The organism is Methylomarinovum caldicuralii, from assembly GCF_033126985.1.
In the GTDB taxonomy this organism is placed as follows: Bacteria; Pseudomonadota; Gammaproteobacteria; order Methylococcales; family Methylothermaceae; genus Methylohalobius; species Methylohalobius caldicuralii.
Genome location: NZ_AP024714.1, coordinates 1796283 through 1811218, shown reverse-complemented (window position 1 = coordinate 1811218; position 14936 = coordinate 1796283). Strand labels below are relative to the sequence as shown.

The 14936-nt window shown below is 65.2% G+C and carries 15 protein-coding genes; 8 read left to right on the top strand and 7 right to left on the bottom strand.

From position 1 onward, the window contains the following. Positions 1-17 precede the first annotated feature (17 nt). Positions 18-2717, top strand: coding sequence for an EAL domain-containing protein (locus tag MCIT9_RS09215; protein ID WP_317704602.1), 2700 nt, complete (start codon positions 18-20; stop codon positions 2715-2717). Here the strand turns inward: MCIT9_RS09215 and MCIT9_RS09210 are convergent. Genes MCIT9_RS09210 through MCIT9_RS09195 form a run of 4 tightly spaced genes read right to left on the bottom strand, consistent with a single transcriptional unit; the run spans position 2695 to position 6357 of the window. Then, a complete protein-coding gene (locus MCIT9_RS09210; protein WP_317706727.1) occupies positions 2695-3723 on the bottom strand; it encodes a quinone-dependent dihydroorotate dehydrogenase in 1029 nt (342 codons plus the stop codon). The genes MCIT9_RS09215 and MCIT9_RS09210 overlap by 23 nt on opposite strands. Further along, positions 3723-4400, bottom strand: a complete 678-nt coding sequence (locus MCIT9_RS09205) for a (5-formylfuran-3-yl)methyl phosphate synthase (RefSeq protein ID WP_317704601.1) — start codon at positions 4398-4400, stop codon at positions 3723-3725. The genes MCIT9_RS09210 and MCIT9_RS09205 overlap by 1 nt, the downstream gene beginning before the upstream one ends. Then, positions 4397-4960 carry a DUF447 domain-containing protein gene (locus MCIT9_RS09200; RefSeq protein ID WP_317704600.1) on the bottom strand — a complete coding sequence of 188 codons (564 nt, stop codon included), beginning with the start codon at positions 4958-4960 and terminating at the stop codon, positions 4397-4399. The genes MCIT9_RS09205 and MCIT9_RS09200 overlap by 4 nt, the downstream gene beginning before the upstream one ends. Further along, positions 4957-6357: a DUF6513 domain-containing protein gene (locus MCIT9_RS09195; RefSeq protein WP_317704599.1), complete on the bottom strand. Its 1401-nt coding sequence runs from the start codon at positions 6355-6357 to the stop codon at positions 4957-4959. The genes MCIT9_RS09200 and MCIT9_RS09195 overlap by 4 nt, the downstream gene beginning before the upstream one ends. 42 nt (positions 6358-6399) lie before the next feature. Here MCIT9_RS09195 and MCIT9_RS09190 point away from each other — a divergent pair, with 42 nt between their 5' ends. The 4 genes from MCIT9_RS09190 to MCIT9_RS09175 all read left to right on the top strand — a co-directional run bounded on the left by MCIT9_RS09190 (position 6400) and on the right by MCIT9_RS09175 (position 8328). Next, positions 6400-6825: a putative toxin-antitoxin system toxin component, PIN family gene (locus MCIT9_RS09190; RefSeq protein WP_317704598.1), complete on the top strand. Its 426-nt coding sequence runs from the start codon at positions 6400-6402 to the stop codon at positions 6823-6825. Positions 6826-6829: 4 nt separating this feature from the next. Then, a complete protein-coding gene (locus MCIT9_RS09185; RefSeq protein ID WP_317704597.1) occupies positions 6830-7051 on the top strand; it encodes a toxin-antitoxin system HicB family antitoxin in 222 nt (73 codons plus the stop codon). Then, on the top strand, positions 7048-7881 hold the full coding sequence (gene folP, locus MCIT9_RS09180; protein WP_317704596.1) for a dihydropteroate synthase: 834 nt from the start codon (positions 7048-7050) through the stop codon (positions 7879-7881). Before MCIT9_RS09185 ends, folP begins: the two co-directional genes overlap by 4 nt. Positions 7882-7947: 66 nt before the next feature. After that, positions 7948-8328, top strand: coding sequence for a 4a-hydroxytetrahydrobiopterin dehydratase (locus tag MCIT9_RS09175; RefSeq protein ID WP_317704595.1), 381 nt, complete (start codon positions 7948-7950; stop codon positions 8326-8328). Positions 8329-8359: 31 nt separating this feature from the next. Here MCIT9_RS09175 and MCIT9_RS09170 read toward each other — a convergent pair whose 3' ends face one another. Further along, on the bottom strand, positions 8360-8920 hold the full coding sequence (locus MCIT9_RS09170) for a formaldehyde-activating enzyme (RefSeq protein ID WP_317704594.1): 561 nt from the start codon (positions 8918-8920) through the stop codon (positions 8360-8362). A 117-nt stretch (positions 8921-9037) separates the two neighbouring features. Between MCIT9_RS09170 and folE the strand changes: the two genes are divergently transcribed. From folE to MCIT9_RS09155, 3 genes are read left to right on the top strand one after another with little or no spacing between them, the layout of a single operon-like run. Beyond that, positions 9038-9598 carry a GTP cyclohydrolase I FolE gene (gene folE, locus MCIT9_RS09165; RefSeq protein WP_422880176.1) on the top strand — a complete coding sequence of 187 codons (561 nt, stop codon included), beginning with the start codon at positions 9038-9040 and terminating at the stop codon, positions 9596-9598. Next, entirely contained in the window at positions 9595-10557 is a 963-nt protein-coding gene (gene hemH, locus MCIT9_RS09160) for a ferrochelatase (protein WP_317704593.1), read from the top strand. The genes folE and hemH overlap by 4 nt, the downstream gene beginning before the upstream one ends. Further along, a complete protein-coding gene (locus tag MCIT9_RS09155) occupies positions 10541-10735 on the top strand; it encodes a hypothetical protein (RefSeq protein ID WP_317704592.1) in 195 nt (64 codons plus the stop codon). Before hemH ends, MCIT9_RS09155 begins: the two co-directional genes overlap by 17 nt. Here the strand turns inward: MCIT9_RS09155 and mrcB are convergent. Beyond that, a complete protein-coding gene (mrcB, locus tag MCIT9_RS09150) occupies positions 10732-13065 on the bottom strand; it encodes a penicillin-binding protein 1B (RefSeq protein ID WP_317704591.1) in 2334 nt (777 codons plus the stop codon). The genes MCIT9_RS09155 and mrcB overlap by 4 nt on opposite strands. Before the next feature lie 3 nt (positions 13066-13068). Continuing rightward, on the bottom strand, positions 13069-14904 hold the full coding sequence (locus MCIT9_RS09145; protein WP_317704590.1) for an EAL domain-containing response regulator: 1836 nt from the start codon (positions 14902-14904) through the stop codon (positions 13069-13071). Between the last annotated feature and the right edge of the window lie 32 nt (positions 14905-14936).

Here is a 14936-nt window from a genome sequence, read left to right as displayed (position 1 = left end):
TTTTAGCGGGGTTTCAGGTGAACCTGGACGCGAAGGGCCTGCGAGCCCTGTACGATACGCTGGCGGCGGTCAACCGGGCCTTGGTCCGCGTCACTGACGAGCGGACGCTTCTGACCGGTCTTTGCCGGGCGGTGGTGGAACGGGCCGGCTTCCGGCTCGCCTGGGTGGGACGGGTGGAAGGCGGGCGCATCACCCCGGATTTTCGCGCCGCGGCCGAGGAAGCCGTGCTCGGTTACCTGGACGATCTCACCATCCCCCTCGATCCCGACCTTCCTGCCGGCCGCGGGCCGGTAGCTACGGCGGCGCGGGAGGGGCGCGCCGTGGTGGTGAACGATTGCCAGGCCAGTCCCATCATGGCACCCTGGAAACGTCAGGCGGCCCGTTACGGGCTTGGGGCGGTGGCGAGCTTCCCGTTGTATCGGGAGGGACAGGTGGTCGCGGTACTCGCCGTCTATGCCGGCAAAGCGGGTTACTTCACGGAAGATCTGATCGAAATGTTGGAAGACCTGGCCTGCGGTATTTCCTATGCCCTCAACCATTTTGCCGCCGAACGGCGCAGAGCCGCCGCCGAAAAAAAGCTCGAGGAGAGTGAGGCCCGCTACCGCCAGTTGTTCAAGGGTTGCGGGCTGGCCAAGCTGCTGGTGGATCCTGAAACCGCCACTATCGTTGCCGCCAATCCCAAGGCCTATGCATTCTACCACTATCCCGAGAAAGCACTGGTGGGCCGGTCCCTTGCCATCATCGATCCAGAAGGGGCCGGACGGTTGCCGGAAATCCACCGTCGCGTCCAAGATCAGGGTTGGACGGTGCGCTATGCCCGCCACCGGTTGGGGAACGGACAGATCCGGGAGGTGGAAATCCACCATGGCCTGAGTGGCGTGGCGGACAAGCCTTTGCTGTACAAAGTCGTCCTCGATGTCAGCTTTCAACGGTGCATGGCGCGTTTTATCCACCTGCTGGCGGTGGAGACGGCGGACAAGATCGGTTCCGACTTCTTCACCACCACCGTGCATCTCCTGGGAGAGGAACTGCAGGTGGCCTACGCCCTGGTGAGCCGCCTCGATGAAGGAGGTAAGACCGCCACCGCCCTGGCCTTTTACGACCGGGGTAGAATGGAGGAAAACTTCCACTATCCCCTGGCCGGATCCCCCTGTGAGGGGGCCAGCGGCCCCATTTACCTCCGTTCCGGGGTCAAGGAGCGCTATCCCACCGCCGCCAAATGGGGGGTGGAAGGGTATGCTGGCGTACCTTTGCGGGGTGCCGGGGGCAGGATCCTGGGGTATCTGGTGGTAGCCGATACCGCCCCCTTGCAGTTGGAAAGGGAGGAAGTGCTGCCACTGCTGGAGTTGTATGCGCTACGGGCTGCGGCGGAGTTGCGGCGCATCGAGTCGGCGCGGGAGATCGAACGGCTGGCCTTCTACGATCCCTTGACCGGCCTGCCCAACCGCCGCTTCTTTTGTGAGCAAGCCGCGCGGATGTTGGCCGCCGCCGCCCGCCAGCAGGGCTGGGGGGCGTTGTTGTTTCTGGACTTGGATAACTTCAAGGTTCTCAACGACGCCCGTGGTCATGAAGCCGGCGACCGCCTTCTGATCCAGGTGGCCGGGCGGTTGCGGTCACAATTGCGGCAGGAGGATCTGGTGGCGCGCCTGGGGGGTGATGAGTTCGTGATCCTGCTGCCGGCGCTGGGAGGAGACGAAACAACCGCCGCCCAGCACGCCGAGGCAGTGGCTGAGAAGATTTTGGATAGTTTGGCGGTGGAATTCCAGGCCGGTGGCTATACCTACCGGACCTCCGCCAGCATCGGCGTGACCCTGTTCGCGGGGGAAAAGTCTCTGGAAGAACTGCTCAAGCAGGCGGATGCGGCGATGTACCGGGCCAAGGCGGCGGGGCGCAACGCCATCCGTTTCTATCATCCGGAGATGCAGCGCAGCGTCGATGCCCGCCTGGAGCTGGAAAAGGCATTGCGCCGGGCACTGGAGCAGGGGGACCTGGAGCTGCACTATCAGCCCCAGCACTGCGCCGCCGGACGCCTGGCGGGTGCCGAGGCCCTGCTGCGCTGGCCGCATTCGCAGCGTGATTTCGTGCCCCCCAACGCGTTCATCCCCGTCGCCGAGGAGAGCGGTCTGATCCTGCCGCTGGGACGTTGGGTGCTGGAAACCGCCTGCCGTCAGATCAGCCGTTGGCACCGGGAAGGGCTTTTGGCCGGCATCGACCACATCGCGGTCAACATCAGCCCGCGCCAGTTCCACCAGCCCGGGTTCGTCGCCGAGGTCGAGGCGGTGCTGGCCGCCAGCGGCGCCCCGCCGCAGAAGCTGATGCTGGAGCTGACCGAGGGCATCCTCATCGAGGACGTCACCGACACCATCGCCAAGATGGAGGCCCTGCGGAAGGCGGGCGTGCGCTTTTCCATCGACGATTTCGGCACCGGCTATTCCTCGCTGCTGTATCTCAAGCGCCTGCCCCTGGATGAGCTCAAAATCGACCGCTCCTTCGTCAGCGATCTGGAAACCGATTCCAACGACCGCGCCATCGTCGAAACCATTCTTGCCATGGCGCGCCATCTGAAACTGGCGGTGGTGGCGGAAGGGGTGGAAACCGAGTTCCAGCGTGACTTTCTCCAGCGCCACGGCTGCCGTTTCTATCAGGGCTGGTTCTACGGCAAGCCCCTACCGGCGGCCGAATTCCGCGCGCATCTCAGGCGGCGGCTTTCAGCGTGAGCAGGATCTCCCGCACCAGCGCCGGGCCCCGGTAGATCAGCCCGGTATAGAGCTGGATCAGGCTCGCCCCGGCCTCGAACTTTTCCAGGGCATCCCGGGGGCTGAGGATGCCGCCGCAGGCGATGATGGGAATCCCGTCGCCCAGATGGCGGTGCAGCCGGCGCACGACTTCGGTCGCCTTCTCCTTGAGGGGGCGGCCGCTGAGGCCGCCGTTTTCCCGGCCGTGGGGCAGATGGGCCACCGGGCTGTGGTCCAGGGTGGTGTTGGTGGCGATCACCGCATCCATGCGGTAGCGCCGCAGCAGTTCCGCCTGGGCGGCCAGTTGGGCCTCGCTCAGGTCCGGAGCGATCTTGACCGCGATCGGCAGACGCCTGCCGTGACGCCGGCTCAGGCGTTCCCGCTGGCGGTCGAGCGCCGCCAGCAGCCCTTCCAGGGCCCGGCCATGCTGCAGGTCGCGCAGACCGGGTGTGTTGGGGGAGGAGATGTTGATGGTGACGTAGTCGGCCAGACAGTAGACTTTTTCCAGGCCGATGCGGTAGTCGTCGGCGGCCTGTTCCTGGGGGGTGTCCTTGTTTTTGCCGAGGTTGACCCCGAGGACGAAATCCCGCGGCCCCAGGCGCTGCAGGTTGGCCACCAGGTGATCCACCCCCAGATTGTTGAAGCCCATGCGGTTGATGAGGGCCTCGGCCTCGGGGAGGCGGAACAGCCGCGGCGGCGGATTGCCGGGCTGGGGCCGCGGGGTGACGGTGCCCACCTCGATGAAGCCGAACCCGAGGCTCGCCAGGCCGCGGATATGGTCGCCGTTCTTGTCCAGCCCCGCCGCCAGCCCCACCGGGTTGGGGAAGCGCAGCCCCATGACCTCGACCGGCAGTTCGATCCGCGGCTGGCGCAGGGGATTGAGCGGTCCCAGGGCGGCGAGCCGGTCGAGGGCGGCCAAAGTGAGGCGGTGGGCGGTTTCCGGGTTGAGGCGGAATAAAAGCGGGCGGAGGATGGGATAGAGGTCGATCACTGGATTTCCTGATTCAGTCTCTCACGGATGCGCGTCAAACGTGTCGGATCCAGCCGGCCGGTGCGTCCCTTCTGGCACAGCGCGCCGCGGAAACCCAGGTAGTCCGGCGCCAGCGGCAACAGCTGATCGATGTCCTCCAGCCGCAGGGAGCCGGCCAGGCCGGTGAGCAGGCCCCGCTCCTTGGCTTGGTTGACGAAACGTTCGAGGAAGGGGCGGGGACGGATGGCCGTCAGCGGGCCCTTGGCCTTGTCGGCAGTGTCCAGCATCACGCCGGCAAAGCCGCATTCGGCGATGGCGTCCAGTAGGGGCAGGGCGATCAGATAGTCGGCCAGCAGCACCGCGATCAGGCGGCAGTCGGCCGTCAGCGGTCGCAGGGCGGCAAGGGTGGCGTCGAGATCGCCGCCGGGAAAGAAGCCGATCTTGACGTAATCCACCCCGCAGGCAGCGGTGCGGCGGACTGCCTCCGACACCGGGCCGGGTTGCGGCGGCAGGTCGCCGATGGTGGCGCTCAGGGCGGCCTTGGGCAGAATGGCGCGGATTTTACGGATCGCGGCGGCCGGCAGGGCCCCCAGGGCGCCTTCGGCCGGGTTCTTGAGATCGATGATGTCGGCCCCGCCTGCGGCGGCGAGGCGGGCCTCGTCGGGATCGGTGACGCTGGCGAGCAGACGGGTCACAGGCCGCGCTCCCTGCGGTACTGGTGCAATCTCTCCTCCAGCCATTCCCAGGCTTCCCGTTCCCGGGGACCGGCGGTCTTTTCCAGGGCGCGCTTGTGGACGGCCCATTCGGCCGCGATTTTGTCCCAGGGCAGGCGGTCGAGGCGGCTGACCAGGATCGCCGCCTCCAGCACCGCGTGCTGGGCGCGGTTGAAGCCGCGGAAGGGGCGGTGCATGGCGGTGTGCAGCGGCCGGCAGGTCAGACGCGGGCGCACCGGGTCGTCCTCCACTTGCGTCAAAACCACTTCGATGTGGCTTAGACACTCGGCCAGCCGGGGGCAGTCGATGCGTTCCGCCCGGGTCAGTGGCCAGTCGTGCCGCCCGGTGAGGCAGCCGGCGAAGACGCGCACATCGTCGCTGGCGTTGACGACCGCCACCTCGGTGGCCAGAAGGTTGTCGAGGGTGCGCGAGGGGCGGAAGGGGAGGATGACCAGATTCTCTCCTTCCGTGTGAACGCCCATGGGAGCGATGTGCGGGTTGCCCGCCCGGTCGCGGGTGGTGACGAGGGTTTCCAGAATCATTTGCGTTTCAGGGTGGTGCCGGCCGGTTTGTAGGCGTGGGGATCGACCGTCCCGTCTTCAGAAGTTTCGACGGCCACGCCCCAGTCCAAAGGTTCGTCCTGGGCGTAGCGTTTTCCCAGCTGCCAGGCAATCTGGGCCCGCGCCAGCTCCACGCCCAGATAGAAGGCGTGGCCGCCGTCGTTTTCCACCCCCAGTTTGGGGAACAGTTCGAACGGGTCGGTGGCGCTGTGGAGGCCGTCGCGGTTGAAGATGTGGATGCCTTCCCGGGTGATCTGGATGCGGTAGCTGGGATCGCGGATCATCGCCGCCAGTTCCTGGACTTCGGCGAAATTATACGGGAACGGCTTGGGATCGTGGAGACACATCAGCCCCGGATGGACGTGCTTGGGCAGCATGTTGTGCTCGCGGGCGTAAAACAGGATCCGCCGGGCCAGGTCGGCCTCGGGGACGGCGCGGCAGGCGTGGCCGCTCACCTGGGTGGCGAGGATGTGACGAATGCGCAGTTCGGAGCAGATTCCCAGCAGTAGGGTGTTGATGCCAACGGTGTCGGCATGGGTCAGTTCGGTGAGGTTTCCCACGCCCATCAGCATCTCCGCCTCCGGGTAGCGGCGGCGCACTTCGTGATAGCGGACGATGGAGGCGGTGAGGCCGAAATGGATCGGCTCCAGAATGGGATCGAGGATGTAGGGGCGGCCGAGCCGTTCCATGCCTTCGATGGCGGCATCCAGGGTGGTCAGGTCGGTGGGGGGCTGGGGGATGAGGACGGGGACGGTGTCCACCTCCTCGGCGATCCACAGGGTGTCCTGGTGGAGGCTGAGCATGAAATCGGCGCCGGCCTTGCCGCCACGCAGCAGGTCGTCGGGATCGAGGGAATCGATGCTGGTGACGAAGCCTTCCGCCTTCAGGGCCTGGAAGGTTTCCTCCAGATGGGGGAAGGCGGTGTCCGGCAGGCAGCCGACATCGATGACGTCGGCGCCGTGGTCCCGGTACCAGCGCGCCTGGGACAGGATTTCCGCCACCGACATCCGCGGGGCGTCGGTGATTTCGGCGAAGATGCGGATGTCGTAGCGCGACAGATCCGGCTTTACCTGTTCGTGGCCGAAGAAGGCCGGCAGGTCCTTGAGCTCGTCCGGTCCCCGCTGCACCGGGACGCCCAGCGCCTGCGACAGGGCGTCCAGATCGCCGCGGCAGCGCCCCGGCACCAGGATGCGGTCGGCGCCGAAGGTGTCCTTGAGGCGGCGGCGGATCATGTCGGCGGTCATCAGCGCCGCCACCGTCAGCCCCAGCTGGTGGACGGTGTAGTCGAAGTCCGGCCGCATCGCCTCGAGAATCTGCCTGAGCTGCTTTTCCGCCAGCTTGCCGGTGAGGAAGAGGATGTGTTCGCGTTTGTCAGACATGGCGAGATCGGAATGACTGCGTATATGCTATCATTCTTCCCCATGATTCGGGCAGTTGTGGATACTTCCGTCATCGTTGCCGCCTTGCTTGGCCCCAAGGGGGCCAGCAGAGCCGTGTTGCGGGCGTGTCTGCAGCGGACGCTCACACCGCTCATGGGTACAGCGCTGTTTTTGGAGTACGAATCCTTGTTGCAGCGGGAGGATGTTTTTGCCGCCTGCCCGCTGGAGCCAGGTGAACGGGAAGCGCTGATCGATGCATTTCTGAGCGTGTGCGAATGGGTGGATGTCTATTATTTGTGGCGTCACAACCTGGTCGATGAGGCCGACAACCACGTGCTGGAATTGGCGGTGGCGGGACAGGCGGATGTGATCGTCACCAAAAACAGCCGTGACTTCCGGGGAGAGTTGCGTTTCCCGAGTCTGTCCATTATGACACCGGATGCGTTTTTGTTGGATCGTTTGAGGTAGCTTTATGGGAACTTTGACATTGCGATTGCCGGACGACAAACACGAACGCTTGCGCCGTTTGGCAAGACAGCGCGGCATCAGCCTGAATCGCTTGATTGACGAGTTGACGACAGCTGTCTTGATGGAGGCCGATGCCGAATTCCGATTCCGGATGCGGGCCGCCAGAGGCCGTCCGGAGGAGGGGTTGCGCCTTCTCGACAAACTGGACGCCCTGGAGCAGCGATGAGTCTGCTCGAGCGTCTGCACCGCCCCGAGCCCATGATCATGGGCATCCTCAACGTCACCCCCGACAGTTTCTCCGACGGTGGCCGCTATACCGCGGTGGAGGCCGCTGTCAGGCGGGGGCTGGAAATGGCCGGGGCGGGGGCCGAAATCATCGACGTCGGCGGCGAGTCCACCCGTCCCGGTTCCGAACCGGTGCCGGCGGCGGAGCAGATCCGCCGGGTGGTGCCGGTGATCGAGGCGCTGCGCTCCCGCCTGCCCCAGGGGGTCTTCATCAGCATCGACACCACGCGGGCGGAGGTGGCCGAGGCCGCCCTCGATGCGGGGGCCGGGCTGGTCAACGACGTCTCCGCCGGCCGCGACGACCCGAAGATGTTCGCGCTGGTGGCCAAGCGCCGGGTGCCCATCGTCCTCATGCACATGCAGGGCACCCCCAAGACCATGCAGGACAATCCCTGTTACGCCGACGTGGTGGCCGAAGTGCGGCAATTTTTGTGGCAACGGGCCGAGGCCGCCCGGGCCGCCGGCATCGACGCCAAGGCCATCGTTCTCGATCCGGGCATCGGCTTCGGCAAGCGCCGCCGCGACAACCTGGAGTTGATGGCCCATCTGGAGACGTTCACCGCCAGCGGTTTCCCGGTGCTGCTCGGGGCCAGCCGCAAGCGTTTCATGGGTTCGATTCTGGATGTGAGCGAGCCGACCGAACTGGTGGCTGCCACCGTGGCCACCACCGCCATCGGGGTGATGGCGGGGGTGCGGATCTTCCGGGTTCACGACGTGGCCGAAAATTTCCAGGCCATGCAGGTGGCCTGGGCGATCTGCCAGGCTCGGTAAGACTTCCCCATTGTTGACGAAAGTGGTAGGTTTTAGCCGTGTTCAAGGCAATCGGGGAGGTATGTCATGGGCTGGCGCAAACGCGGACCGGAACAAACCTATTCTGAGGCGGAGATCGAGGCGCGGCTCGCCGAGGAGCTGCCTCACTGGTACTACGAGAAGGGCTGGATCCGGCGCAAGTACAAAACCGCCGGCTGGAAGGCGACCCTGATGGTGGTCAACACCATCGGCCATCTGGCCGAGGCGGCCTTCCACCACCCGGACCTGACGGTGTCCTACGCCTTCGTCATCGTCAAACTGATGACCCACTCGGCCAAAGGCATCACCGACAAGGACTTCGAGCTGGCGCGGAAGATCGAGGAAGTGGTGATGTGGCGTCCGGGTGAGGACAGCGCCCTGGAGGGAACGCCGGACGACCCGCGCTTCAAGTATATCAAGTACGATTGAAAAAGGGGCCGGACGGCCCCTTTGTCTGCAATCAGATCTTGCCTTCCAGGCCCATCTGATAGTACTTGTGGACGATCTTGTCCTGGTTTTCCAGCAGCCAGTCGATGTCCGGCTGGTTGTGCATGGCCTTGTGGATCGCTTGCGCCGTGGCCTTGCGGTGGATTTCGAACAGGGCCTTGTGGTCGCACTCGTAGTCGGGATCGCCGACCATGGGGTTCAGCCACACCGAGACGATGATTCCCAGGTCGTTGACCCGGTCCTTGGGGATGTCGCCGGCGCGCACGGCGTCGAGCACGCCGTTGGCGATGGCGCCCTGGACCGTGCCCATCAGAATGTTGGTGTATTTCTTGGCCATCTTGCCCTTGACGGTGACCTTGCTCACCATCAGGGTCAGGGGCCGGACCTGGATGTCGGTGTTGAGAATGGCGAAGACCCGGCTGTGGCCCGGTACCTGATCGCCGGTGAGGGTGGCCAGGGCGGTGCCGACGGGGCCGTCCAGTTCGCCGATGATGACTTCCGGTTCCGCGGCGGTTCCCGGCGGGCCGCCGGCCACCAGGGCTTCGCCGCTGCGAAGGACGATACGTTCGCTCATGGGTTTTTCTCCTTGGATTCGAGTCGCGAAGTCCGTTAGCTTACGGCTTGAAGCGCGAATGTCAAATGGCGGAACCGGGTTATACTAAACCGCTTTTTTCAGCTTGCAGGCAGACCCATGAAAGAAATGGAAAAGATCTTTACCGAGCTCATCCAGGCCATCGGCGAGGACGTTAACCGCGAGGGCCTGGTGGACACCCCTAAGCGGGCGGCGGCGGCGTTCCGTTACCTCAACAGCGGTTATCACCAGTCGCTGGAGAACGTCCTCAACAACGCCATCTTCGAGGCCGATACCGAGGACATGGTCATCGTCCGCAACATCGAGCTCTATTCCCTGTGCGAGCATCACCTGCTGCCCTTCATCGGCAAGTGCCATGTGGGTTATCTTCCCAGCGGCAAGGTGATCGGCCTGTCCAAGGTGGCCCGCATCGTCGAGATGTACTCGCGCCGGCTGCAGATCCAGGAACGCCTGACCAAGCAGATCGCCGACGCCATCCAGACTGCCATCGAGCCCCGGGGCGTGGCGGTGGTGGTCGAGGCCAAGCATTTGTGCATGATGATGCGTGGGGTGGAAAAGCAGAATTCGGTGATGACCACCTCGGCGATGCTTGGCCTGTTCCGCGAGCGCATCAGCACCCGTTCCGAATTTCTCAACCTCATCAACCGCCAGGTCCAGTGAGCCGCGCCGTTCTGCTGGTCAACCTGGGAACGCCGACGGCGCCGACGCCGAGGGCGGTGCGCCGCTATCTGAGGGAATTTTTGGGCGACAGGCGGGTGGTGCCGCTGCCGCGGGCGCTCTGGTTGCCGCTGCTGTATGGGGTCATCACCCCGCTGCGGTCACCACGGGTCGCCAAAGCCTACCGCGGCATCTGGATGGCGGAAGGCTCCCCGCTGGCGGTGTACTCCCGCCGGTTGGCCGAGTCGCTGGCGCGGGAGGCCGGTTTGCCGGTGGCGCTGGCGATGCGTTACGGGGAGCCGGACATGGAAACGGCGGTCAAGGAATTGCTGCGTCAGGGCGTGCGGAAGCTGACCGTCATCCCCCTGTATCCCCAGTATTCCCAGACCACCACCGCCTCGGTGTTCGACCGCCTGGCGGAGATTCTCGCCCGGCTGCCGGCTCAGCCCGGTTTCTGCTTCCGCAGCGACTATCACGACCATCCCGCCTACATCGAAGCGGTGGCCGGCAGCATCCGCGACTTCTGGCAGCGTCAGGGCAGGCCGGAGAAGCTGCTGCTGTCGTTCCACGGCCTGCCGGAAAAAAGCCGCCGCCAGGGGGATCCCTATTACGACCAGTGCGTCACCAGCGCCCGTCTGATCGCCGCAGCTTTGGGGCTCGGCGCCGATGACTGGATGCTGGTGTTCCAGTCCCGCTTCGGTCCGGCCCGCTGGCTGGGGCCCTATTGTGTCGAGGTCCTGAAACGCCTGCCGCAGGAGGGGGTCTGGTCCGTGGACGTGGTCTGTCCCGGGTTCGCGGTGGACTGCCTGGAGACGCTGGAGGAGATCGCCGGCACCAACCGGGAAGTTTTCCTCCAGGCGGGAGGCAGGCAGTACCGCTATATCCCCGCCCTCAACGATTCCCCGCGTCATCTGACCTTGATGCGGGCTTTGGTCGAGGAGAACGATGAAAGATCTACATGATTGCGCCTTCTGCCGGATGATGCGCGCCCTGGCCTTCAGCGGTCTGGGGGCGGCCGTCGGCGGTTACGGCGCGCTGTACCTGTTCGGAGCCAGCCGCGAAAACGCCCTGATGGCGGCGGTTGCCGGGGCCGTGATTCTGGTTATGGGGATGAACCTGCGGGAAAGGCGGCGGCGTTAGAACCAGCGTCGCAGCCAGCCGGGCAGCGGTACGGGTTCCGGGCGGCGCTGCAGACAGGGGGCGGGTGCCTCGGGGGCCGAGCCTGCGATGAAGGGGAAACGCTGCGCCCCCGGGCACTGTTCGTCGGCCCGTCCCCCCGTCTGCGGATCGATCCAGACCCACTCCACCGTCTCGGGAACCGGCAGCTGCAGCGGTTTGCGGGCGATACGGGCGAACAGCCTGGCCCAGATCTGCAAGGCCCCGCGGGCGCCGGTCAGGCGGGTGGGGCGGTTGTCGTCGCGGCCGATCCAGGTGACCGCCAGGTAATCGCCGCTGAAGCCCGCGAACCAGCTGTCGCGCAGGTCGTTGGTGGTGCCGGTCTTGCCGGCCACCGTCAGCGTCTTCGGCAGGATGCGGTAGGCGCTGCTGCCGGTGCCCGCGGTCATCACCTCCTCCAGCACGGTGTCGAGTAGATAGACGGGACCGCTGTCGAGGGTTTGCTTCAGGGCCAGGGGGTAGCGTTGCAGCGGCGTGCCGTCGTTGGCCAGGATCGCCTGAATGGCCCGGAGCGGCATGGCGAAGCCCTGGTTGGCCAGGGTCTGGTACATCTGGGCCACTTCCAGCGGGGTCAGCGACGCCGCCCCCAGCAGCATCGAGGGATAAAGCTTGAGCGGGCGGCTGACTCCCAGCCGGCGCACCGTGCGGGCCACGTGGGAGAGACCCACCTCCATCCCCAGATGCACCGTGGCCAGGTTGTAGGAATGGGCCAGGGCGGTATGCAGGGGGACCTGGCCGTGGACCTTGCGGTCGTAGTTGTGGGGCCGCCAAAAGGTGCCGTCGGGATTTCTGAGCCGTAGCGGGGTGTCTGGGACCGGGGTGATCAGGGTGTAGCGTTCGGGTTGCATCAGGGCGGTCAGATAGACGGCCGGTTTGATGAGGGAGCCGACCGGCCGCACGCTGTCGATGGCCCGGTTGAAGCCGGCCTGGCGTGGATCGCGGCCGCCGAGGAAGGCGACGATTTCACCGCTGCCGCGGCGGGTGACCACGGCGGCGGTCTGCAGCCCTTTGATGCGGTAGCCCTTCTCCAGCCGCGGCAGCACCTCGCCGACGGTCCGTTCCAGGGTGTCCTGGACGCGGATGTCGAGGGTGGTGAAGATTTTGAGCCCCTCCGAGGTCAAGGCTTCCTCGGGGTATTCCAGCCGCAACTGGCGTTTCACCAGGTCGAGGAAGGCGGGATAGCGGGCGCTGGGACGGTGGAAATACGGGGTGACGTCCAGGGGCTGGCGTTTGGCCCGTTTCCAGCGCCGGTCGTCGATGATGCCTTGGCGGTGCAGGATGTCGAGGACCAAGTTGCGCCGTTTCAAAGCCCTTTCGGGGTGACGGCGCGGGTCGTAGTAGGCCGGGCCCCGCACCAGAGCGACGAGCAGGGCGATGTGATGCAGCTGCAGTTCACCGAGGCTGCGGCTGAAGTAGTATTCGCTCGCCAGGCCGAAGCCGTGGATCGCCCGGGCGCCGTCCTGACCCAGGTAGATTTCGTTCAGATAGGCTTCAAGGATCTCGTCCTTGTCGTAGCGGGCCTCCAGAATCAGCGCCATCAGCGCCTCGTTGAGCTTGCGGGTCAGGCGCCGCTCCGAGGACAGGAAGAAATTCTTCACCAGCTGCTGGGTCAGGGTGCTGCCGCCCTGGACGATGCGGCCCGCGCGCAGGTCGGCCCACAGGGCCCGGGCGATGGCGCGGGGGGAAAGGCCGTGGTGCCGATAGAAGTCCCGGTCTTCCACCGCCAGCAATGTCTGGATCAGCAGCGGCGGCACCTGATCCAGCTTGACCAGAATCCGGTCTTCCTTGTGGGCGGGATAGAAGCTGCCGATCTGGACCGGTTCCAGTCGCAGCAGCGGCAGCCTGCCGCCGTGGTCCAGATCCTCGATGGCGGCGATGCGGCGGCCGCGAAAGCGCAGCCGGACCCGCTGGCTGTCCTCGGGGCCGTCGGGGAAACGAAAAGCCCGGGTCCGCAGGGTCAGCGTCTGGCGCCGCCGGTAGTAGCTGCCCTGGCTGCCCAGGTGGCGGTCGCGGCGATAGTTCAGCAGGGTCAGCAGGTGCTCGGTTTCCGCCGGTGACGAGGCGGCCCCCGGGTAGAGCTCGACCGGAACGGCGTACACGCTGGCCGGCAGCGTCCAGCGCCGGCCTTCGAATTGATGCCGGACCCGGTAGTCCAGATAGGCCAGATACAGAGCGCCGGCAAGGGCGGCGCAGGCCAGCGATCCCCAAAGCAGTTTCCGCAGCCAGCGTCGCCAAAGGGGGATCTGCGGGCGGCGTTCTCTCACGGCGCGCCGACGCCGGGGGGGCTTGGCCATGGATCAGTGGTTGAGCTGGTGTTGCCGGGGATTTGAATCCAGAAAGGGCTGCAAGGGGATGGAACTACCGGGGAGCAGTTGCGGTTCCGGTTTCCCCATCAGGAAGCCCTGAGCGTAATCGACCCCCAGCCGGTGGAGAAGTTGCAACATTTCTGGGGTTTCGACGAATTCGGCGATCACCTGTTTGCCCAGGTTGTGGGCGATTTTCACCATCGCCTCCACCAGCATGCGGTCGGTGGGGTCGTGGGGGGGGTTGAGAACGAACTGGCCGTCGATCTTGATGTAGTGGACCGGAATGTTCTTCAGGTGCTCGAAGGAATTGAAGCCGGTACCGAAATCGTCCAGGGCGAAGCGGCAGCCGAGGGCGCCGAGTTTGGCGATCATTTCCCGGGTGCGCTCGAAATTGGTGATGGTGGCGGTTTCGGTGATTTCGAAGATCAGCCGTTTGGCCGGCACCCAGGTGGCCTTGAGCTTTTCCTCCAGCAGCGGCAGCAGTTGGCGGTTCTGAAACGCGTGGCCGGACAGATTGACCGTCAGGGCCAGATGCGACTGGGTGTTGGGCAGGCCGGCGAGAAAGTCGATGGCGTGCTCGACCACCCACAGGTCGATGGCGTGGATCAGCCCCATGCGTTCGGCCACCGGGATGAAGCGGTCCGGTGTCAGGATTTCGCCGTCTTCCCGGCGCAGGCGCAGCAGCACCTCGTAATGGCTGACGAGTCCGTCGCTGAGGCGGATCACCGGCTGAAACACCAGGAAGAAACGGTCGTTGCGCAGCGCTTCGCGGATCAGGGGCACCCACTGGACGTCGTGGAAGTGGGTGGCGGTCATGTCCTCGGGATCGTACAGGTTGACCAGGTTGCGCCCCCGGGTCTTGGCGATGTAACAGGCCTGGTGGGCCTGGGCCAGCAGTTCGTTGGGGTGCTTGGCCGGGCCGCCGGGTTCGAGCAGGGCGATGCCGACGCTGATGGAAATGTGATAGCAGTCGTTGGAAGTCAGGAAGCGGAAGGATTCCACCGCGCGGCGGATCTTTTCCCCGGTGGCCAGGGCCTGGCTGCGGTCACAGTTGGGCAGATACAGGCAGAATTCGTCCGCGCCGATGCGGGCCAGTTCGTATTTCCCCGTCAACTGCTGGCGGATGACGTTGACCAGCTCGACCAGAAGGCGGTCGCCGCTGTCGTGACCTTCCAGGTCGTTGATGACGTTGAAGCGGTCGATGTCCAGATACAGGAGGGCGGCCGGTTGCTTGTAGGCCTGGCAGCGATGCAGCGCCAGCTGCAGGGTCTGCTCCAGCTGGCGGCGGTTGCCCACTCCGGTGAGTTCGTCATGCAGGATCAGGTATTTGAGGCGGGCCTCGAGAATTTTGTGTTCCGCCAGTTCGGTGAGGATTTTCTCCTGCTGGGCCAGGGTGCGGTCGCGCTCGTGCTTGAGGATCAGCGACAGCTGCACCAGGGGCAAAAATTCCTGAGCCCGGATCGGTTTCTCCACCAGGATGACGCCGGCGCCCTGGAGCGCCGTCAGGTCTTTGATGTGCGGTGCCTCGATGCGTTTGGGATCGAAGAGGACGATGACGGGGATCCGGTATTCGCTCTCCTCGTCGGCCAGGGAACGGCACAGTGCCACGATGTCGCAGTCTTCCAGTTCTAGGCTGAGGATGAGAAGGCCGATGTCGCAGGGTTCAGCCTGTTGCAGCAGCTTTGTCAACGCTTTGCCGTCGCCCGCGCTTTCCAGGCGGGAAAAGCCGTGCTGGGACAGAATCTGATGGATTTGCCGGGCATGGTGTTCATTGGCTTCCGCGATCAGAATCCGTTTGTTGAAGGCGAGGGCGGCAGGCGATGGCATGAACCGGGTCCAGCAATTCCTTTGTTGTGAGT

Excerpts from the sequence above, each read along its gene's own strand:
- MCIT9_RS09170 (WP_317704594.1), bottom strand. The coding sequence starts at position 8,920 with ATGAGCGAACGTATCGTCCTTCGCAGCGGCGAAGCCCTGGTGGCCGGC.
- MCIT9_RS09145 (WP_317704590.1), bottom strand. The coding sequence starts at position 14,904 with ATGCCATCGCCTGCCGCCCTCGCCTTCAACAAACGGATTCTGATCGCG.
- mrcB (WP_317704591.1), bottom strand. The coding sequence starts at position 13,065 with ATGGCCAAGCCCCCCCGGCGTCGGCGCGCCGTGAGAGAACGCCGCCCG.
- MCIT9_RS09185 (WP_317704597.1), top strand. The coding sequence starts at position 6,830 with ATGGGAACTTTGACATTGCGATTGCCGGACGACAAACACGAACGCTTG.
- MCIT9_RS09190 (WP_317704598.1), top strand. The coding sequence starts at position 6,400 with ATGATTCGGGCAGTTGTGGATACTTCCGTCATCGTTGCCGCCTTGCTT.
- MCIT9_RS09155 (WP_317704592.1), top strand. The coding sequence starts at position 10,541 with ATGAAAGATCTACATGATTGCGCCTTCTGCCGGATGATGCGCGCCCTG.
- folP (WP_317704596.1), top strand. The coding sequence starts at position 7,048 with ATGAGTCTGCTCGAGCGTCTGCACCGCCCCGAGCCCATGATCATGGGC.
- MCIT9_RS09200 (WP_317704600.1), bottom strand. The coding sequence starts at position 4,960 with ATGATTCTGGAAACCCTCGTCACCACCCGCGACCGGGCGGGCAACCCG.
- MCIT9_RS09175 (WP_317704595.1), top strand. The coding sequence starts at position 7,948 with ATGGGCTGGCGCAAACGCGGACCGGAACAAACCTATTCTGAGGCGGAG.
- MCIT9_RS09195 (WP_317704599.1), bottom strand. The coding sequence starts at position 6,357 with ATGTCTGACAAACGCGAACACATCCTCTTCCTCACCGGCAAGCTGGCG.
- folE (WP_422880176.1), top strand. The coding sequence starts at position 9,038 with ATGAAAGAAATGGAAAAGATCTTTACCGAGCTCATCCAGGCCATCGGC.